Source organism: Mesorhizobium sp. WSM4904, from assembly GCF_029674545.1.
Lineage (GTDB): Bacteria > Pseudomonadota > Alphaproteobacteria > Rhizobiales > Rhizobiaceae > Mesorhizobium.
This window is the reverse complement of sequence record NZ_CP121354.1, coordinates 1,007,119-1,025,723: the sequence shown is the minus strand read 5'-3', so window position 1 is coordinate 1,025,723 and position 18,605 is coordinate 1,007,119. Positions and strand designations below refer to the sequence as shown.

Below are 18,605 nucleotides of genomic sequence, written 5' to 3'. Positions count from 1 at the left end.
GGCGTTTCGGCTGATCACGAAGGCAGGCGATCCGGCTGCCACAGCTTCAGCTTAATGCATGTCGCCCAAAAGTGCGTAGCGGTTTTGGGAAAACGACATGCATCAAAACAAGAACTTAAAGCGCGTCGCCTGAGTCCATCTCAACGCGACGCGCTTTAGTTCACCTCGAAGCCCAGCTTCTGCCTCAGCCTCACCATCCGCTGGTCGGCGATCCGCAGCCGTTGCTCGCCGCCCTGCGCGACGCGGCTCAGCATCCTGAGCAGATCGTCGCGCTCGTGCGGGTCGAGGCGTTCGCGCAGGAACGGCGCCAGCTTGTCGATGACGATCGTCGTGTCGTCGATCTGCGACGCCGCCCATTTGGCGTAGACGACGGCCTCGTCGGTCTTTTTCTGGCTTTCGGCAATCTGCGCGATCACCTCGCGGATGACGGCCTCGCGCCGCGGCAGGATCGGGCCATGTTCCGAAACGATCGCGGTGATCAGCGTCGCCGCCGCCACCACGGGATCGTCGATCGCCGTCAGCGGCGAGAGCGCTGCCTGCTTGCGCAGCTTCTTGCGGCGGATATTGCCTTGCACGCGCCCGACGACATCGGCGACCTCGCGCGCGGCCTCGTTCATGGCTTTCATCCGGTACCACCAGATGGCCGCGGCGCCCAGCACGCCAAGGACAGCGATCAAGAAAGGCATGCCGAATTCCCCCGAATCCCGGCAACGATAGGAGAAGTGCAGCATCGCTTCAACACGCGACAATTGCGGCGATGAAGAAACCCCTAATGTGCCTGATCGCCATACGACGGCATCATGACCCCGGTATGTCGTAGATCGCCCTGACCTCGACGGTGCCGAGCTCGGCCAGCGGAATGCCGTCCGCGATCGCCAGCGCCTCGTCGAGATCCGCAGCCTCCACCATGACGAAGCCGAGAAGCTGCTCTTTCGTCTCGGCGAACGGGCCGTCGGTGACCAGCCGCTTGCCCTTGCGCCGCCTAAGCGACTTCGACTTCTTCACCGTCTGCAGCGCCTGCGCGATGATCAGCTTGCCCTGTTGGTCGAGCAATCTGTCGTAAGCGAGCGAGTCGGCGTCGAGCTTGGCCGATCTCTCTGGCGTGAGCGCGAGAAGGTCTTTCTCCTCGCCATAGACCAGCAGGACATATCTCATTGTCAGTTCCCTTCCTGTGATGAACCATAGGGGGCGACAGCGACGCTGTCAGCCTTGCCTCTGACGGCCGCCGCATGGTCGAGCAGGCATGCCGCCACGCCGATGATGGCCACCGCCGCCACCAGCCGGCCGACGCCGAGTGGCGGCGGTTCCAGCCAGAACTCTTCCAGCTGCTGCGCCCTGTGGCCGGGGCGCCTCCAAAGTGCGAAAAACAGATTGTCCATCCTGAACCTCCATCGGCCGCAAATTCCGTGGCCGCCCGCAGGACGGTCAGGCCCTCTGGAAGTCGACATTTTTGCACGCGCATTTTTTTCGGGAATTTTTTCGCAGGCGCCGCCTGGGCGGATAACATCGCGCCATGGTCTTCCCGCGCGCCCGCGCTATAGTTCAGAAGAACGCCGGCGCCCCGCCGGCGAACCCCGACAAGCCAGGAGGACTTCATGGACCGCACCGCAAACGCCGTCTGGAAAGGCAATCTGAAAGAGGGCCAAGGCACGCTGGACACGCAGAGCGGCACCTTGAAGGGCACGCCCTATTCCTTCAAGGCGCGCTTCGAGGACGAGAGCGGCAAATCCGGCACCAATCCGGAAGAGCTGATCGCCGCCGCCCATGCCGGCTGCTACGCCATGCAGCTCTCGCATTTCCTGGCCGAGAACGGCACGCCGGCCGCCGAGCTCGACGCCAAGGCGGTCGTGACGCTGGTGCCCGGCACCGGCATCACCGGCAGCGCCATCACGCTCATCGGCAAGGTGCCGGGCATCGATGCGGCGAAATTCAAGGAGCTGGCCGAGAAAGCCAAGGCCGAATGCCCGGTCTCGAAGGCGCTCGGCGCGATCAAGGTGTCGCTCGACGCGAAGCTTGGGTGATTGGCATCCTGATCTGGCGTCGGCGCCGCCCCTCACCTGCCTGCCGGCATCCTCTCCCCGTATAGTGACGGGGAGAGGGGCGCTCTCATCGTCGGTTTCGCCAACCATCTGCGTGGCAGAAATGGCGCCAGCGTTGCGGCCAGCTCTTTCTCCCCGTCACTATACGGGGAGAAATGCCCGGCAGGGCAATGAGGGGCAGCGCCGGCTTTGGCAATTATCCCGACCGTGCTGAAACGCTATAGCCCAGCCAGCGCCTCGATCTTCGCCCGCAGCGCCGCAACCTCTTCCTCCAGTGCTTTAACGCGGGCCTCAAGTCCGGAATCCGAAGATGTCGCCGGCGGCTGCCACGGTGCCGCGACCGCCGTCATTTCCACCGGGCCGCTCAGCAGATGCACATAACGCTCCTCGCGCTGTCCGGGGGCGCGTTCGAGCAATTGCACCAGCGGCGGCCGGCGGCCGATCATCAGGTCGAGATTGTCGCGAAGCTCCTCGATCGACCCAAAGCGCGCCATGCGTTCCGAGCGCGCGAGCAGCTCATGCGCGGTCTGCGCGCCGCGCAGGAGCAGCAGGCCGACGATCGCGATCTGCGGCGTGGTCAGCGAGAAGCGCTGCGCCATCAGGTGCTCGTAGCGTTCGACGCGCGAGGCAAACGCCTGCCGCACCAGGCCCTTCTGCTCGAGCGAGCTCAGCGCCCGCCGAACCTCCGTCAGCTCCAGCGCCATCACCGGCTCGCGCGCCGTCTTCTGGTTGGCGGCGGCGTGCGCGCCGTTGAGCGTCAGCGGATAGACGTCCGGCGTCAGCTCCTTCTTCTCGATCAGGCAGCCGAGCACGCGGGCTTCGGCGGGGGAGAGGACGGGGAGATCGGTCATTGGGTTGGGCTATTTCTGTCGGTTCTCTGAACGGCGATTTTGGCAGACATCGAAGCAGTGCTACAAGGCAGAACCTTCGAAAAGTCGGCGGGACAGCGCCCCCCTCTGTCCTGCCGGACATCTCCCCCACTTGGGGGGAGATCGGACGTCACGTCGGCTTTCGCCAATCTCCAATGTTGAAGGACGAGCGCCGCCAGCGAAACAGCCAATCTCCCCCCTTGTGGGGGAGATGTCCGGCAGGACAGAGGGGGGCGCGAAGGATCGCTGCTTACGAAGCTGAGCCGCCAGGCCTCAGACCCTTCTCTCCACCATCATCTTCTTGATCTCCGCGATCGCCTTCGCGGGATTGAGTCCCTTCGGGCAGGTCTGCGCGCAATTCATGATGGTGTGGCAGCGGTAGAGCCGGAACGGGTCTTCGAGATTGTCGAGCCGTTCGCCGGTCGCCTCGTCGCGGCTATCGATCAGCCAGCGATAGGCCTGCAGCAGCGTCGCCGGGCCGAGATAGCGCTCGCCGTTCCACCAGTAGCTCGGGCAGGAGGTCGAGCAGCAGGCGCACAGGATGCATTCATAGAGCCCGTCGAGCTTCTCGCGGTCCTCATGGCTTTGCAGCCATTCCTTGGCCGGCTCGGGCGAGACCGTCTTCAGCCACGGCTCGATCGAGGCATGCTGGGCGTAGAAATTGGTGAGGTCGGGCACCAGATCCTTGACCACCGGCATGTGCGGCAGCGGATAGACCTTGATCGCGCCTGAAATGTCGTCGCAGCCCTTGGTGCAGGCCAGCGTGTTGGAACCGTCGATGTTCATGGCGCAGGAACCGCAAATGCCCTCGCGGCAGGAGCGGCGCAGCGTCAGCGTCGGGTCGATCTTGTTCTTGATCCAGAGCAGGGCGTCGAGCACCATCGGCCCGCAATCGTCCATGTCGACGAAATAGGTGTCCATGCGCGGGTTCTCGCCGTCGTCCGGCGACCAGCGGTAGATCCGGTATTCGCGCAGGTTCGTCGCGCCCTCCGGCTTCGGCCAGGTCTTGCCCTGCTTGATCTGCGAGTTCTTCGGAAGCGTAAGTTCGACCATTACCTGCGGTCCTTTCGGATGACGAGCTTCAGCCCGGACCAGATTTCGTTCACGGCGGCGACCTTGACGTCGACGAGGTCGCGCTTCAGCGCCTCGGCGCGGACAACGTCTTCGGTGACGTCCGTCGCCACTTTCGATGCCTTCTTTGGCCAGGAGACCCAGACCATGCCGTCGCGCTTGATCGCGGTCTCGATATCGCCAAGGCGATCCTCGATCTCGGCGCGCTGGCGAGTGAAGGCGTGCACGGCATCGTATTTCCCGGTGCCGGAGATTGCCGCCCATTCGGGCAATCGATCGACCTTGGCGAAGTCCATGGCCTCGGCAAGCTCGTCGAGCTCCGGCGGCAGGGCGATGAAGGCGGCGACCATGCCGTCCTTCAGGCCGAGCTTGGCCGGAAGGGGCGTGCCGGAATATCCTGCCGCCGCCGATGCCATGGTCAGTACACCCTGGCCTTCGGCGCGATCTTGGCCGGGTTGATGCCGCCGTCTTTTTCCGGCAGCAGCGTGTCGGTATGCACCGGCCGGTAGGTGAGCGTCACCTTGCCGTCCTCGCTGACGCGGGCCAGCGTGTGCTTGCGCCAGTTGGCGTCGTCGCGGCCGGCGAAATCTTCCCGCGCGTGCGCGCCCCGGCTCTCCTTGCGCGCCGCGGCGCCGTGGACCGTGGTGATGGCGTTCGCCATCAAATTCTCCAGCTCCAGCGTCTCGACGAGATCGGAGTTCCAGATCAACGAGCGGTCGAACACCTTGAGATCCTTGAGCTCGCCCCAGATCGCGGAAACGCGCTTGCAGCCATTGTCGAGCGATTCCTGGGTGCGGAACACCGCCGCGTCCTCCTGCATCGCCTTCTGCATCTTTTCTCGCAGTACGGCCGTCGGCGTCGAGCCGTTAGCATGGCGCAGCCGGTCGAAGCGATCCATGATCTTCTCGACCGAAGCCGCGTTGGGCGAAGGGATCGGCGAATTGCGGTCGATCACCTCGCCGGCCCTGATCGCCGCGGCGCGGCCGAAAACGACCAGATCGATCAGCGAGTTCGAGCCCAGCCGGTTGGCGCCGTGCACCGAAGCGCAGGCGGCCTCGCCCACCGCCATCAGCCCGGGCGATACGCGATCCGGGCTCCTTGCCGTCGGATTGAGCACTTCGCCCCAGTAGTTGGTCGGCACGCCGCCCATATTGTAGTGCACCGTCGGCAGCACCGGGATCGGCTCCTTGGTCAGGTCGACGCCGGCGAAGATTTTTGCCGATTCCGAAATGCCCGGAAGCCTTTCGTGCAGGACGGCCGGGTCGAGATGGTCGAGATGCAGGAAGATGTGGTCCTTCTTCGGCCCGACGCCGCGGCCTTCGCGGATCTCCAGCGTCATGCAGCGCGAGACCACGTCGCGCGAGGCAAGATCCTTGGCCGACGGCGCATAGCGCTCCATGAAGCGCTCGCCTTCGGAATTGACGAGATAGCCGCCCTCGCCGCGCGCGCCTTCGGTGATCAGGCAGCCGGCGCCATAGATGCCGGTCGGGTGGAACTGCACGAACTCCATGTCCTGCAGCGCAAGCCCGGCACGTGCGGCCATGCCGCCGCCGTCGCCGGTGCAGGTATGCGCCGAGGTGGCCGAGAAATAGGCGCGCCCATAGCCGCCGGTCGCCAGCACCACCATCTTGGCCGAGAAGCGATGGATGGTGCCGTCGTCGAGGTTCCAGGCAACGACGCCGGTGCAGGTGCCGTCAGGCTCCATGATCAGGTCGAGCGCGAAATACTCGATGAAGAACTGCGCGTTGTTCTTCAGCGACTGGCCATAGAGCGTGTGCAGCATGGCATGGCCGGTACGGTCGGCGGCCGCGCAGGTGCGTTGCACCGGCGGACCTTCGCCGAAATTCATCATCATGCCGCCGAACGGCCGCTGGTAGATCTTGCCCTCTTCCGTGCGCGAGAACGGCACGCCGTAATGCTCCAGCTCGTAGACCGCCGCAGGCGCCTCGCGCACCATGTATTCCTGCGCGTCGATGTCGCCCAGCCAGTCCGATCCCTTGACGGTGTCGAAGAGATGCCACTGCCAATTGTCCGGCCCCATATTGGCGAGCGAGGCGGCGATGCCGCCCTGGGCCGCGACGGTATGCGAGCGCGTCGGGAACACCTTGGTGATGCAGGCGGTGCGCAGTCCCTGCTCGGCCATGCCGAGCGTGGCGCGCAGGCCGGCGCCGCCGGCGCCGACGATCACCACATCGAATTTGTGATCGATAAAGGTATAGGCGGAAGCCGCTTTGGCGGTCGATGCGTCCTTGGCCAAGACTTCAGCCTCCGAATGCCAGTTTGAGCAGGGCGAAGAGCGAGGCGACGCCGACAGCCACTGTGAAGAATGTGTTGAGCGCGATCAGCGCCAGCCTCATGCCCTCGCCATGCACATAGTCCTCGATGATCACCTGCATGCCGAGCCGCATGTGGTAGAGCCCGGAAATGAGCACCAGCGCCAGCACCAGCGCCACGAAGGGATTGGCGAGCGAAGCCCGCACGTCGGCATAGCCGTGGCCGTTGACCGCTATCAGGAAGCCGACGAAGAACAGGATGAGCGGGATGTTGGCGATCGCCGTCAGCCGCTGCCGCCAGAAATGCTGCGTGCCCTCGCGGGCCGAGCCCAGGCCGCGGACCTTGGCCAGCGGCGTGCGCATGTCGGTGTTCTTCGCGCTCATCAGAAAGCTCCCCGCGCCATGTAGCCGGCGATCCAGATCAAGAGCGTGAGCACGATCGAGCCGGCGAGCGTCGCCCAGGCGATCTTCGAGGCGGTGCCTTTTTCGAGGCCCACCCCCGTGTCCCAGACGAGATGGCGCACTCCTCCCAGCATGTGGTGCATGAGCGTCCAGGTGTAGCCGAACAGGACCAGCCGGCCGAGCCAGGAGCCGAAAGCCCAGTCGACCCAGTCGAACGCGGCCTGCGAGCTTGCCGCAGCGATCAGCCATGCCGCCACCAGAAGCGTGCCGAAATAGAGCGCGCCGCCGGTGATGCGATGGATGATCGACATCGTCATCGTGATCGGCGGCCGGTAGATCGTCAGATGCGGCGAAAGCGGCCGCTCATGTCTGGCAATTGCGCGGGTGGCTGGTGATTTGCTCATGGCTCCCCCAGTTCGGCGTTCCGGAGCTGCGACAGGTGCGGCATTTGCCGTCTCCATATATGGCTTCGGATAGGCGGTTTCTAATGCGCTTTTTGCACCGCGTCAAAGCCGGAAAATCGTTTTGGAAACGTCATTTAGTCTGACAAAAAGGGGAAATTTCGCTTCAATCGATTAGCGGGCGGCGCGAAGCCGGCGCAACGTCGCTGCAGTGCGATAGGCTGAGGTTATCTTGCGCAGGTCTGCGGCGTCGACCCCTTCTTCATCACCAGCGCTTCGCGTCCGTCGATCACGATCGCGTCATGCGTCGCCGCTTGGTAGCGGCTGCTCTGGTTGGCGGGCGACGCCGCGAACTCCTCGGTCCCGCCATCCGCCCCAACCACACGCAGCGACGTGCCGAGATTCTGGATGGTGATCATGCCGCCATTGCCGCATTTGTAGGTGGCCGTTCCGACGCCGGATCGCGGCGCGGTCAAGTCGGTGATGATCTTGGTCGTGGGTGTCTTGGGCGTTGCAGCAGTTCCTGCGGCTGGCGCGGCGGGTTGCTGCGTTGGACCAGGCGAGACTGCCGGCGATACCGTGTTCGCCGCCTTCGGCGCGCCGTCCTGCGGCACGCAGGCAGCGACCGCTAAAAGCACCGGAATAACGAGCGACATCCGAACCGCGCGGTCAAACCTCATGCGCTGCCCCTTTCGTGCGCGGCACGCTAGAGCAATTCCAGGAAAAGTGGAAACGGTTTTCCGTCCGGAATTGCGTGAAAACAAAGAGATAGAGCGGGTTACCGTTTCCGGAAAACGGTGAACCGCTCCAGCCACGCGATGCGCCAAGATCAAGCTCGCCTGGAGACGATTGGATTGGCCTGGGGGGGGCGATGCGCAGAGCAGCCGCCGAAATTAACCATGTTCATTAAGTTCCGGCCCTGCAGGGCGTCAGCCCCTTAACAAAGGTTAAGAAAGGGTTAATTTCTGATTCGAACCACGTTTGGGGCGCGATCCAGGGGTCGCGCGCATAAGGGAGAGCGACATGCGTTCGAAATCAGCGCGGGCAAGCTTCGCCGCCGTGACTCTGGCGGCTCTTGCCATCGCGATCGCCACGCCGGCCGAGGCAGGTCTGCGCCATCACGACCGCGTCTATGCCGATTCCTTCGGCAATCTCGTTATCGACAGCGCCGCCGGCTACAAGCGCATCATCGTCGGCCAGGGCAGGCTCGCCAAGCAGCTTTCCGACTACACCGGCGCCGGGCAGCCCGACGTGATCTACGATTCGGACGATGCCGGCGCGCCCGGCTGCTATCAGCCGCCGGTTTTCGTCAAGGGCCGCTCCTATATGTACGGGCTTTCCGACGGCGAGATGCCTAACCTCAGCCCCTGCCGTTGAACAGCACCGGACCTTGCCGCCGGCCTCGCCCGGTCGAGACCCGGACGCAGTCGCGACCGGCATTTTTGGCTGCGTAGAGCGCATCGTCGGCGCGACGAAGAAGATCTGAAAAACTCTCATCCGCGGCAAGCTCGGCAACACCGAAGCTTGCGCTGCAGCGATGATCGACGGGCAGGCCGTCGATCGGCAGAGCGCTGAACGCGCTGCGCGCGCCCTCTGCGAACAGCCGCGCCGCGGCAAGATTGGTGCCGGGCAGGATGATGGCGAATTCCTCGCCGCCGATGCGGCCGGCGACATGGTGCTCGGCCGCTGCCTCGCGCAGGAAGCCCGCAAAGGTCTCGATGACGCGATCGCCGCAGGCATGACCGTAGCTGTCGTTGATGCTCTTGAAGTAGTCGAGGTCGGCAATGAGCAGCGCCACCGGAACGCCTTGGCGCACGGCGTCGCGCATCGCAAGTGCGGCATGCCGCTCGAAGCCGCGACGGTTGAAGAGCCGCGACAGCGCGTCCGTTTCCGACTTCGACGTGGCTTCGGCGAGCACGTCGCGCACCAGTATGGCGAGCGCAAGCAGCGCCACCGCCAAGCCGAACACGGTGCCGAGCGACTGTGACACCAGCGCATAGCTCGTCCCGACATAGGATTGCGGATTGGCACCCCAGCCGCCCAAAGCGCCGGCGATGAAAGGTTTCGAGGCGAACTGCGCGGCGCTCGCCGCGAGCACGAGCATCAATATGTGGTCGAGCCGCCCGAGCCTCTGCCTGGAGGACAGCACGATGCCGAGAGCGGTGAACTGCATGGCGGCATAGGGAAGCTGATAGGCCATCATGCGGGTGAGCGACTGGCGCGGCAGGTCTTGCACCAAATAGACGGCGACCGAGGACACAGCCAGGAAGAACAGCATCGGCGCCCAAGGCGGCGTCACGCCGTATTTGTGGGCAAGCCCGCCGTTGAAGGCGATGGTTGCGCCGAGGAAGACGGCGAAGGCTACGACAACCGGCAGCCGGGCATCGGCAAAGGCGGGGATGCTGAATTCGATGGCGAAATAGGCCATGCCAAGCACATAGCCGAAGGCCAGCCAGCGCGCCGGCACACGCCCGACGTCATAGATGGCGATCGCCATGAAGGCCGCCGCCAGAAGCCCGGCGACGAACAGATTGATCACCAGGATGAAATCAGCGCTGCCCATGTTCCTTGAGTCCCCCGGACAGAAAACCATCGACGAGCGAAAAACACGTTAACGCGGGCTATGGTGCGGAACCGCAGGCCTTGGCGATTAGCTGCAAGGCCCGTTCGGTCGTCATTCTAGGGCGGAGCAAGGAGCGGAGCGACGCGCGCAGACCCTAGAATCCATTCCGTTACTTTGGAGCGCCGCAACGGTGCAGAATCTGATGGGCCGCATTCTAAGGCAGTCGACACGGCATGGATCCTCGGGTCAAGCCCTGGGTCAAGCCCGAGGATGACGAAGTCGCGGGGGGTCAGCCCGCCTCAGCCGACGCTGACCGCTTCAGCCACGAAGACGGTTTCGGGGCGCTCGTAGGAGAGGCGGACGCTGTCGCGACCGTTCCTCTTGGCCTTGTAGAGCGCCTCGTCGGCGCGCCGCATCAGCGGCGCCAGGCCTTCATTCCCGGTGCGGGCGGCGACGCCGAAGCTCGCGGTCACCCTGACGCCGGAAGGAAGCCCGTCGATCGCGCCAGCCGAATAGTAGCTGCGGATCGCTTCGGCAAACAGGCGCGCCGAGGCGAGATCGCTGAGCGGCAGAAGGACGGCGAACTCCTCGCCGCCGATGCGGCCGGCAGCGCCCCGCGTGCCCGTGGCGAAACGCAGCTTGGCGGCGAAATCGGCAATCACCCTGTCGCCCGCCTCATGCCCGTGCCGGTCGTTCAGCGCCTTGAAATGATCGAGGTCGGCAAGCACGAGCGCAACGGGAGATCCCGCCTTGGCGCATCGATCGAGCAGAAACGCTGCCCGATCCTCGAAGCCGCGGCGATTGAGGAGCCCCGACAGCGGGTCGGTCTGGGTCTCGGCCTTCAGCGCCTTCATCACGTCGAGCGCCGCCGCCGTGAACAGGCAGAGCGCGATCAGGAGCGACAAAAGCGCGTGCGACAGCAGCGCCGTCGTCCAGTAAGACGAACCGTAGAAACCGTCATAGCTCGGGAACGGCCCATGCGCGATGACGACGATCAGGGTCCGAGCGGTGAAGTTCAGCGCCGAAAGCAATGACAACACGAACAGGATCTTTTCGGTCGGCCCATTGTTGCGCACCGGCCTGAGCTCGGCCGCGACGAGGAGGCTCAAGCCGCCGAAGCCGAAATTCATGCTGAGCACGCGCCAGGTGAGATCCGGCTGGACGAACATGAACCATGCGAAGGCGGCGAGCCCGCCGCCGGTCATGATGCCGATGCCGATATAGGGCACACGCCGGCCGTAGCGGACGACGATCGCGCTGGAAAGACAGCAGGCGGCGATCGTGAAGCATATGTTGGAGATCAGCTTGGTCGCCACGACGCCGACCGGAAGCGTGAAATATTGCAGCAGGAAGCCCGCGGCCGACAGGCAATAGCTCGCCGCCAGCGCCGCCAGATACGGGCGGTGGCGCTGATGAAACCACAGCACGAGGAACGCAGCGCCGAGCGCCAGCGCTATCGTGGGATTGAGCAGCGCTATGAGCAGACCGGTGTCCAAACGACTGCGACTTTCCCCAACTTTACCCAGGGGGAGATGCTAGTACGCAAGCGCAAACAAGCCGTTAAGCCAGGCTACGGAACGGCTCCGCAAGGCCGGCGTTTCCAACGAAAAGGAGAACGCCGATGGCCGGTACGATCACCCTGACCGATCACGATGCGATCCGTTCCTGGGCGGCGGCGCGCGCCGGATTTCCGGCCGTCGTCGACGTGTCGCCCGAGGCCGGAACTCAACCCATGCTGCGCCTGGTTTTTGGCCAGACCGCCTATGAAGACAACGACCGCCCGGAGCGGCCGTTCAACGCCGGCGGCTACGAATTGGTCGAATGGGACGAATGGTTCAGGATTTTCGACGAGCAGAAACTGGCGCTGGTGGTCGCCACGGACGAGCCCGGCCGACGCGAGGAGTTCCATCACATCATCCGAAGGGGAGAGAGATAAGTTCCTGTCGGAGTATGTTTGCGTTGGCAGGTCGCACGCCTTGGTGATTAGCCGGAACGCCCATCGCGATCGTCATCCTCGGGCGAAGCAAGGAGCGAAGCGACGCGGCGGCGCAGACCCGAGGATCCATTCCGTGAAATACGAGCGATGCAACGGTGCAGAATTCTGCTCCGCTGCACCCTTCGATCAAGGTTACGGCAGGATCCTATGGTCTCCGCGACGGAGCTTACGCTCCTGCTTCGCCCTGGGATGACGAGGTTGGGGCGGCTTCAATTCTCCAGCGCCTGCGCTGATTTCCTGTATTCCAGGCTGGCCGTTACTTCCAGTCGCGGATGTCGACGAAGTGGCCGGCGATCGCGGCGGCTGCCGCCATGGCCGGCGACACCAGATGGGTGCGGCCCTTGAAACCTTGCCGGCCCTCGAAATTGCGGTTCGAGGTCGAGGCGCAGCGCTCATGCGGCTTCAGCCGGTCGTCGTTCATGGCCAGGCACATCGAGCAGCCAGGCTCGCGCCAGTCGAAGCCGGCGGCGACGAAGATCTTGTCGAGGCCCTCGGCCTCGGCCTGCTCCTTGACCAGGCCGGAACCCGGCACGATCATCGCGTTGACACGCGGATTGACCTTCTTGCCCTCGACCACCTTGGCGGCGGCGCGCAGGTCCTCGATGCGGCCATTGGTGCAGGAGCCGATGAAGACGCGGTCGAGCGCGATGTCGGTGATCCTGGTTCCCGGCGTCAGCCCCATATAGTCGAGCGCGCGCAGCTTTGAGGAACGCTTGTTCTCGTCGGCGATCTCTTCCGGATTGGGCACCACGCCCTGCACCGAGACGACATCCTCGGGCGAAGAACCCCAGGAGACGATCGGCGGCAGTTTCTGCGCATCGAGCACGACCACCTTGTCGAAATGCGCGCCTTCGTCGGAATGCAGTGTCTTCCAATAAGCCATCGCCGCATCCCAGGCGGCGCCCTTCGGCGCGCGCGGCTTGTCCTTCACATAGGCGAAGGTGGTCTCGTCCGGCGCGATCAGGCCGGCCCGCGCCCCGCCTTCGATCGACATGTTGCAGATCGTCATGCGGCCTTCCATCGACAGCGAGCGGATCGCCTCGCCGGCATATTCGATGACATAGCCGGTGCCGCCGGCGGTGCCGATCTCGCCGATGATGGCCAGGATGATGTCCTTGGCGGTGACGCCTTCCGGAAGCTGGCCGTCGACGCGCACCAGCATGTTCTTGGCCTTGCGCTGGATCAGCGTCTGCGTCGCCAGCACATGTTCGACCTCCGACGTGCCGATGCCATGCGCCAGCGCGCCGAAAGCGCCATGGGTGGAAGTATGGCTGTCGCCGCAGACGATGGTCATGCCCGGGAGCGTAAAACCCTGCTCCGGCCCGATGATGTGGACGATGCCCTGGCGGACGTCGTTCTCGGAATAATAGTCGATGCCGAAATCCTTGGCGTTCCTGGCCAGCGCCTCGACCTGGATGCGGCTTTCCTCGTTCTTGATGCCGAATTTGCGCTCGGGCGAGGTCGGCACGTTATGGTCGACCACGGCGAGCGTCTTTTCCGGATGCCGAACTTTTCTGCCGCTCATGCGCAGGCCTTCGAAGGCCTGCGGACTGGTGACCTCGTGGACGAGGTGGCGGTCGATATAGAGCAGGCAGGTGCCGTCGTCCTGGCGGTCGACGACATGGTCGTCGAAGATCTTGTCGTAGAGGGTGCGCGGTGCGCTCATGTGCGTAAATCCGTCGATATGAGAATGGGAAAAGCTGGCGCCGGGGCTGAAAGCCGGCGAAGCGACTTGATCAGTCGGCCTCAGCTAAGTCGGCTGGTGAGCGCGCCGCAGACGCGCGCGGCAAATCGCGACGGCAGGCGCTTCCTGTCCTGCAGCACGAAACCCTTATAGGCCGGATCGCCGAAAAGCTCTTCCATGGCGGGGTAGATAGCAATGTTTTGGCTTTTCGGCAATTGCGGCGTGCTTGCAGAACCTGGGTTCCACAGCCTCGCTTCCACACCTCCAGAGGGCAAAGGCAGAGCGCCAAGGTCGGCGAACTCGCGCCTTTCCTCTCCCCCGTCGATCGGGGGAGAGGTGTCGAGCAAAGCTCGACGGAGTGGGGGTCGACCGGCTCAGGCGTTTTATTCAAGTCGGGGCAATCGCCCTGATTGAGGCTCTTGTGCGGATTTGTCAGCGGCGGCGCATTTGAGGACCGCCGTCCCCCACTCCGTCGCTGCTTCGCAGCGCCACCTCTCCCCCCTCCGGAGGAAGAGGAAGGGAGCCAGGGTCGGCGAACTCACCGCTCACATCACCTCGAACACAAACGTCTTCACCAGCGCTTCCGGGTCGCCGATCGCGTAGCAGCGGAACCACGGGCTTTGCTCGACGAGACGCCATTTCCCTGCACGCTCCAATTCGTCGAACACCGCTTGAAACCCGCCGCTCTCGAAAACCTGGTCGCGCACGGTGAAGATGGCGTGGCCGCCGCTCTTCGTGATGCGCACCAGCTCGTGCAGGCCGGCGGCCGGCGCGTGGCCGATGGTGAAGACGCCGGTCGAGAAGAAGGCGCGGAAATGCCCGTCAGGCCAGGGCAGCGGGCCGCCGAGCATCGCCTTCTTCAGCTCGTTATATGCCCGGCGGCTACCGGCGAGCTTCAGCATGTCGTCGGAAAGGTCGAGGCCGGCGATGGCGTCATAGCCAAGCGCCTTGAGCGACGGCCCCGACAAGCCGGTGCCGCAGCCGACGTCGAGCAACGGGCCTTCGCCCGAAGGCACGTGGCGCGCCACCCAGGCGGTGATGAGGAAAGGCAGGAGATAGCCGAGCGAGGCGGTCTCGCTGTCATAGGTCGCCGCCCATTCGGCATAGGCCTTGGCGAGCGCTTCCGGCGTCTCGGCCGTGTAGACGGAATCCAGCGCCGCATTGGCCTTGTCGAAATTCATGGGGCCGGTTCCTCCACGGACACGTATCGAACAGGATAAGCCCGGATAGTAGCGCGGACTGCCCCCGCGGGCTATTCCTCATGCTGCCGGCGCAGCCGCTGCTCCAGCCCCCTGAGCGCCAGCGACAGGCCGACGGTCAGGATGAGATAGATATAGGCGACGATCGAGTAGGTCTCGAAGAAGCGGAAGGAGCCGGCGGCATAGATCTTGCCGAGCTGGGTGATGTCGGCGACGCCCAGCACCGAGACCAGCGATGAATCCTTGACCATGGCGACGAAGTCGTTGCCGAGCGGCGGCAGGATGGTGCGGATCGCCTGCGGAAAGACGATCAGCCGGAAACGCTGGACGCGCGTCAGCCCGAGCGCCTTGGCCGCTTCGATCTGACCCTTCTCGACAGACTGGATGCCGGCCCTGAACACCTCCGAGATGAAGGCCGAATAGCCGATGGTCAGCGCCATGATGGCGCGCCATAGAAGCGAGATGTCGCGCACCAGAAGCTCGCCGAGGAAGCCCGCGCTTTGCAGCGGCGCCGTCAACGCGTTCCACGCCGCGACGAAGGCCGGCGCGCCGGCAAAGGCGATCCAGAACAGGAGCACCAGGATCGGCACGCCGCGGATGATCTCGACATAGAAGCGGGCGATCTGCCGCAGCCACCGCGAGCCGGACAACGCCATCAGCGCGATGCCCAGCCCGAGCGCCGAGGCCAGCGCGAAAGCAACCACCGTGACGAAGACGGTGATGCCGATGCCCTTGGCGACGGTGGCGAACACCTCGGCATAGAGATTGCTCGCGGCGATCGCCAGCGCCGCAGCCAAGGCGAGGACGGCCGCGGCCGCCAGCCACCAGGGGAATTCGGGTTTGGCGGTGGATGCGGGCGCTGGCATCAGGCGATGCCATCGCGGCCGTTTTTGCGATGGCAGCGCTCTATGAGACCCCCCTCTGTCCTGCCGGACATCTCCCCCTCAAGGGGGGAGATTGGCAGCTTCGGCCTCACCGCCCATTCTGCAGCGTTGGAGATTAGCGAAAGCCGGCGCGACGTCCGATCTCCCCCCTTGAGGGGGAGATGTCCAGCAGGACAGAGGGGGGTGCTCAAGCGCCAAGCCGGCGCGATTTCCTGCACAACCAGTGCCGCCAGCAAAAGCGCCTACTGCCCCATCTTGTAGTCAAGGAACCACTTCTTGTTCAGCGCATCCAGCGTGCCGTCGGCCTTGAGCGCGGCGATCGCTGCGTTGACCGGCTTCACCAGGTCGGAGCCCTTCGGGAAGATGAAGCCGAAATCCTCGGTGCCGAGCGGTCCGCCGATCAGCTTGAGCTTGCCTTCGGAGGCGTCGACATAGCCCTTGCCGGCAGTGCCGTCGGTGAGCACCACGTCGACGTCGCCGGACTTCAGCGCCTGTACGGTCGCGCCAAAGGTCTCGAACAGCTTGATGCGCGGATTCTGCTCGTTGCCGTCGAGAACGCTGTAGACCGCGGTGTAGAAGGGCGTGGTGCCCGGCTGGGCGCCGATCAGCCCGTCCTTGAAGGCGCCGAAAGTCTTGGCGTCGGTGAAGCGATTTTCATCGCCGCGCACCAGCATGAACTGTTCCGAGCGCATATAGGGGTCGGAAAAGTCCACCTTCTGCTTGCGGTCATCCTTGATGGTGATGCCGGTCATGCCGATGTTGTACTGGTTGTCGGAAACCGCCTGGATCATCGCGTCCCAGGAGGTGTTCTGGTACTCGACCTTGAAGTTCAGTCGCTTGGCGATCTCGTCCATGGCGTCATATTCCCAGCCGATCTGCTTGCCGGTCTTCTTGTCGATGAACTGCAGCGGCGGATAGGCGTTCTCCGTCACCACCACGACCTTCTTGCCGCCGAGATCGGGCAGCGTATCGGCGAGCACGGCGACGGGCGCGAGAAGGCAGGCCAGCAGGCCGGCCAGAAGCAGTTTCGACTTGATCATGACAAACTCCCCGAACGTGATTGGCCGCACGATCCCGGTGCGCCAAGAGAAAAACCGGCGCCGACTTTAGCTTGCCGCAAGCGCCTTGCAAGCCGGTCCGCTGCGGCATTCCCCGCGTCGATGTGGATTCCAATGCTTCCGAGAGGTGAATTCGAGAACGGACGTTGCCGGGATCAGTCCTGATCGGCGGCGGCCTCGCGCAATCCCGCGACCAGCCGGGTAAGCGTGCCGTGCAGGGCTTTGAGCTCGGCGCGTTCAAGCGGCATGCTGCAGGCAAGCGCCGCCTGGACATCCTTCATGCTGGCGCGCAGCGCCTGGCCCCTGGCGGTCGGCTCGACCAGCACCCGGCGTTCGTCGGCGGCATCGCGCCGGCGGGTGACGAGGCCGCCCGCCTCCATCCGCTTGATCAGCGGCGTCAGCGTCGCCGAATCCAGACCCAGCGCCTCGCCGAGCTCGCCGACGGTCATGGGTGAGCGCTGCCACAGCGCCAGCATCGCCAGATATTGCGGATAGGTGAGGCCGAGCGGATCGAGCAGCGGCCGGTAGAGCCTGGTCATCAGCCCGCTCGCCGAATAGAGCGCGAAGCAGAGCTGCTGGTCGAGACGCGGAACGGCAATCGTCCCGGCGGCATCCGCCGGGACATCCCCGGGTCTGGTTTCGATCTTCGTCGTCATGCCGCCTTTACCGCAAGCGCCACCGTGGAAAGCGCCACGTCGATGTTGCCCCGGATGGCGTTGGAATAGGGGCAGACCTGGTGCGCTTCCGATACAAGCGCCTCCGCGCTCACCTGATCAAGGCCTTTCGTCTCCGCCGCCAGCGCGACACCCAGCCTGAAGCCGCCCTGGTCGTTCGGATGGAGGCTGACGGTTGCTGTCACCGCGGCATCCTCGAGCGGCAGCTTCTTCTTGCGCGCCACGAAGCGGATGGCGCTTTCGAAGCAAGCGGCATAGCCGGCCGCGAAAAGCTGCTCGGGATTGGTGGCGCCACCCTGCCCGCCGAGCTCTTTCGGCATCGCCAGATCGAGTTTGAGTAAACCATCACTGGTCTCGGCATGGCCCGCGCGGCCACCGACAACGCGAGCCTGGGTGGTGTAGAGTGCTGACATATCGATCTCCATTTATCTTGTACGCGATTATTTAGTGTACAAGATAAATGCATGTCAACCTGTCTTCGTCATCCACGGGCGGAGCAAGGAGCGAAGCGACGCAGCGCAGACCCGAGGATCCATGCCGTGACTTCGAAACGCCGCAACGGTGCAGAATTCTGCTCCGCTGCACTCTACGATCAAGGTCACGGCATGGATTCCAGGGTCTCCGCGACGGAGCTTCGCTCCTGCTTCGCCCTGGAATGACGACGTTGGGTACCGCACAATGAAAAAGGCGGCCGAAGCCGCCTTTCCAAAACATGTCTGTTGAAGAACCTTACTCGGCCGACGCGGACTCGGCGGCCTTCTTCTCGGCGGCGTCCTGCGCGGCCTTCTCGACGGCCAGCGCCTCGGCGGCGGCGACCTTCTCGGCCTCGATGCGGGCGCGTTCGGCGTTCAGCGCGTCGCGCTCTTCATCGTTCAGCTTGCGGGCGCGCACGCCGGTGTTTTCCGAAATACGGGCCGACTTGCCGCGACGGTCGCGCAGGTAATAGAGCTTGGCGCGGCGCACCTTGCCGCGGCGCACGATCTCGACGCCCTCGACCATCGGCGAGTAGACGGGGAAAACGCGCTCGACGCCTTCGCCGTAGGAAATCTTGCGGACGGTGAAATTCTCCTGGAAGCCGGAGCCGGAGCGGGCGATGACGACGCCCTCATAAGCCTGGACGCGGGTGCGGCTGCCCTCGGTGACGCGCACCTGGACGCGCACGGTGTCGCCGGGCTGGAATTCGGGAAGCTTGCGCTTGGCTTCGATCTTGGCGGCCTGCTCGGCCTCGAGCTGACGGATGAGATCCATCTCAAATATCCACTTCTTGTTCTTCCGACAGTCAGAGCGTCCTCGGCTCGCCTTGCAGTTCCAATGACCGCTCGGCTATGCCCTTTGCCGAAAGCATTGGGCAGGGACGGCTACACCGCCATTGTTGACGGGTCCAGAAGATCGTTCTCCCGGTTCGGGCGGCCACATACAGCTATTTCGCCGCTTTGTCACGCCTTTGAGGCGTATTTTTTGCGGCCATGGCACCATCTTATTGCCGCCCTGC

At 64.3% G+C, this 18,605-nt stretch carries 23 protein-coding genes; 3 read left to right on the top strand and 20 right to left on the bottom strand.

Features of this window, described 5'->3' with window-relative positions:
• Positions 1–155 precede the first annotated feature (155 nt).
• The 3 genes from QAZ47_RS04890 to QAZ47_RS04880 all read right to left on the bottom strand — a co-directional run bounded on the left by QAZ47_RS04890 (position 156) and on the right by QAZ47_RS04880 (position 1,379).
• Positions 156–686, bottom strand: coding sequence for a hypothetical protein (locus tag QAZ47_RS04890; protein ID WP_278232701.1), 531 nt, complete (start codon positions 684–686; stop codon positions 156–158).
• A gap of 112 nt (positions 687–798) precedes the next feature.
• Entirely contained in the window at positions 799–1,155 is a 357-nt protein-coding gene (locus tag QAZ47_RS04885; RefSeq protein WP_278205865.1) for a YciI family protein, read from the bottom strand.
• A 2-nt stretch (positions 1,156–1,157) separates the two neighbouring features.
• Positions 1,158–1,379 carry a hypothetical protein gene (locus QAZ47_RS04880; RefSeq protein WP_278232700.1) on the bottom strand — a complete coding sequence of 74 codons (222 nt, stop codon included), beginning with the start codon at positions 1,377–1,379 and terminating at the stop codon, positions 1,158–1,160.
• A 216-nt stretch (positions 1,380–1,595) separates the two neighbouring features.
• Here QAZ47_RS04880 and QAZ47_RS04875 point away from each other — a divergent pair, with 216 nt between their 5' ends.
• Positions 1,596–2,021, top strand: coding sequence for an OsmC family protein (locus QAZ47_RS04875; protein WP_278232699.1), 426 nt, complete (start codon positions 1,596–1,598; stop codon positions 2,019–2,021).
• Between the two features lie 236 nt (positions 2,022–2,257).
• Here the strand turns inward: QAZ47_RS04875 and QAZ47_RS04870 are convergent, their stop codons facing one another.
• The 7 genes from QAZ47_RS04870 to QAZ47_RS04840 all read right to left on the bottom strand — a co-directional run bounded on the left by QAZ47_RS04870 (position 2,258) and on the right by QAZ47_RS04840 (position 7,735).
• Complete coding sequence (locus QAZ47_RS04870) at positions 2,258–2,890, bottom strand: DUF480 domain-containing protein (RefSeq protein ID WP_278205862.1); 633 nt, start codon at positions 2,888–2,890, stop codon at positions 2,258–2,260.
• Positions 2,891–3,181: 291 nt separating this feature from the next.
• A complete protein-coding gene (locus tag QAZ47_RS04865) occupies positions 3,182–3,961 on the bottom strand; it encodes a succinate dehydrogenase iron-sulfur subunit (protein ID WP_278076027.1) in 780 nt (259 codons plus the stop codon).
• Positions 3,961–4,395 carry a DUF3052 family protein gene (locus QAZ47_RS04860; protein WP_278232698.1) on the bottom strand — a complete coding sequence of 145 codons (435 nt, stop codon included), beginning with the start codon at positions 4,393–4,395 and terminating at the stop codon, positions 3,961–3,963. The genes QAZ47_RS04865 and QAZ47_RS04860 overlap by 1 nt, the downstream gene beginning before the upstream one ends.
• 2 nt (positions 4,396–4,397) lie before the next feature.
• Positions 4,398–6,236: a succinate dehydrogenase flavoprotein subunit gene (sdhA, locus tag QAZ47_RS04855; protein WP_278232697.1), complete on the bottom strand. Its 1,839-nt coding sequence runs from the start codon at positions 6,234–6,236 to the stop codon at positions 4,398–4,400.
• A gap of 4 nt (positions 6,237–6,240) precedes the next feature.
• Entirely contained in the window at positions 6,241–6,636 is a 396-nt protein-coding gene (gene sdhD / locus QAZ47_RS04850) for a succinate dehydrogenase, hydrophobic membrane anchor protein (RefSeq protein WP_278205858.1), read from the bottom strand.
• Positions 6,636–7,058: a succinate dehydrogenase, cytochrome b556 subunit gene (gene sdhC, locus QAZ47_RS04845; RefSeq protein WP_278232696.1), complete on the bottom strand. Its 423-nt coding sequence runs from the start codon at positions 7,056–7,058 to the stop codon at positions 6,636–6,638. Before sdhC ends, sdhD begins: the two co-directional genes overlap by 1 nt.
• A gap of 224 nt (positions 7,059–7,282) precedes the next feature.
• Positions 7,283–7,735: a hypothetical protein gene (locus tag QAZ47_RS04840; RefSeq protein ID WP_278232695.1), complete on the bottom strand. Its 453-nt coding sequence runs from the start codon at positions 7,733–7,735 to the stop codon at positions 7,283–7,285.
• 343 nt (positions 7,736–8,078) lie between these two features.
• On the opposite strand from QAZ47_RS04840, the gene QAZ47_RS04835 reads away from it, so the two are divergent.
• Positions 8,079–8,432: a hypothetical protein gene (locus QAZ47_RS04835; protein WP_278205855.1), complete on the top strand. Its 354-nt coding sequence runs from the start codon at positions 8,079–8,081 to the stop codon at positions 8,430–8,432.
• On the opposite strand, the gene QAZ47_RS04830 is transcribed toward QAZ47_RS04835, so the two are convergent.
• Positions 8,416–9,618 carry a GGDEF domain-containing protein gene (locus tag QAZ47_RS04830; RefSeq protein ID WP_278205854.1) on the bottom strand — a complete coding sequence of 401 codons (1,203 nt, stop codon included), beginning with the start codon at positions 9,616–9,618 and terminating at the stop codon, positions 8,416–8,418. The genes QAZ47_RS04835 and QAZ47_RS04830 overlap by 17 nt on opposite strands.
• 299 nt (positions 9,619–9,917) lie before the next feature.
• Complete coding sequence (locus QAZ47_RS04825; protein ID WP_278232694.1) at positions 9,918–11,114, bottom strand: GGDEF domain-containing protein; 1,197 nt, start codon at positions 11,112–11,114, stop codon at positions 9,918–9,920.
• A gap of 125 nt (positions 11,115–11,239) precedes the next feature.
• Here QAZ47_RS04825 and QAZ47_RS04820 point away from each other — a divergent pair, with 125 nt between their 5' ends.
• Positions 11,240–11,554 carry a hypothetical protein gene (locus QAZ47_RS04820; protein WP_278232693.1) on the top strand — a complete coding sequence of 105 codons (315 nt, stop codon included), beginning with the start codon at positions 11,240–11,242 and terminating at the stop codon, positions 11,552–11,554.
• 316 nt (positions 11,555–11,870) lie between these two features.
• On the opposite strand, the gene leuC is transcribed toward QAZ47_RS04820, so the two are convergent.
• From leuC to rplS, 8 genes are all read right to left on the bottom strand, one after another.
• The gene (gene leuC / locus QAZ47_RS04815) at positions 11,871–13,280 is read right to left on the bottom strand and encodes a 3-isopropylmalate dehydratase large subunit (RefSeq protein WP_278205851.1); all 1,410 of its coding nucleotides are present in this window, start codon (positions 13,278–13,280) and stop codon (positions 11,871–11,873) included.
• Positions 13,281–13,360: 80 nt separating this feature from the next.
• Entirely contained in the window at positions 13,361–13,513 is a 153-nt protein-coding gene (locus QAZ47_RS04810; protein WP_189523815.1) for a hypothetical protein, read from the bottom strand.
• A gap of 330 nt (positions 13,514–13,843) precedes the next feature.
• Positions 13,844–14,479: a class I SAM-dependent methyltransferase gene (locus QAZ47_RS04805; protein ID WP_278232692.1), complete on the bottom strand. Its 636-nt coding sequence runs from the start codon at positions 14,477–14,479 to the stop codon at positions 13,844–13,846.
• Between the two features lie 71 nt (positions 14,480–14,550).
• Entirely contained in the window at positions 14,551–15,363 is an 813-nt protein-coding gene (locus QAZ47_RS04800) for an amino acid ABC transporter permease (protein WP_278232691.1), read from the bottom strand.
• A 260-nt stretch (positions 15,364–15,623) separates the two neighbouring features.
• On the bottom strand, positions 15,624–16,421 hold the full coding sequence (locus tag QAZ47_RS04795) for a transporter substrate-binding domain-containing protein (RefSeq protein ID WP_278232690.1): 798 nt from the start codon (positions 16,419–16,421) through the stop codon (positions 15,624–15,626).
• A 173-nt stretch (positions 16,422–16,594) separates the two neighbouring features.
• A complete protein-coding gene (locus tag QAZ47_RS04790) occupies positions 16,595–17,095 on the bottom strand; it encodes a MarR family transcriptional regulator (RefSeq protein WP_278232689.1) in 501 nt (166 codons plus the stop codon).
• Entirely contained in the window at positions 17,092–17,526 is a 435-nt protein-coding gene (locus QAZ47_RS04785) for an organic hydroperoxide resistance protein (protein WP_278232688.1), read from the bottom strand. Before QAZ47_RS04785 ends, QAZ47_RS04790 begins: the two co-directional genes overlap by 4 nt.
• Positions 17,527–17,842: 316 nt before the next feature.
• Positions 17,843–18,361 (bottom strand): 50S ribosomal protein L19, encoded by a 519-nt coding sequence (gene rplS / locus QAZ47_RS04780; RefSeq protein ID WP_278077800.1) that lies wholly within the window; start codon positions 18,359–18,361, stop codon positions 17,843–17,845.
• Between the last annotated feature and the right edge of the window lie 244 nt (positions 18,362–18,605).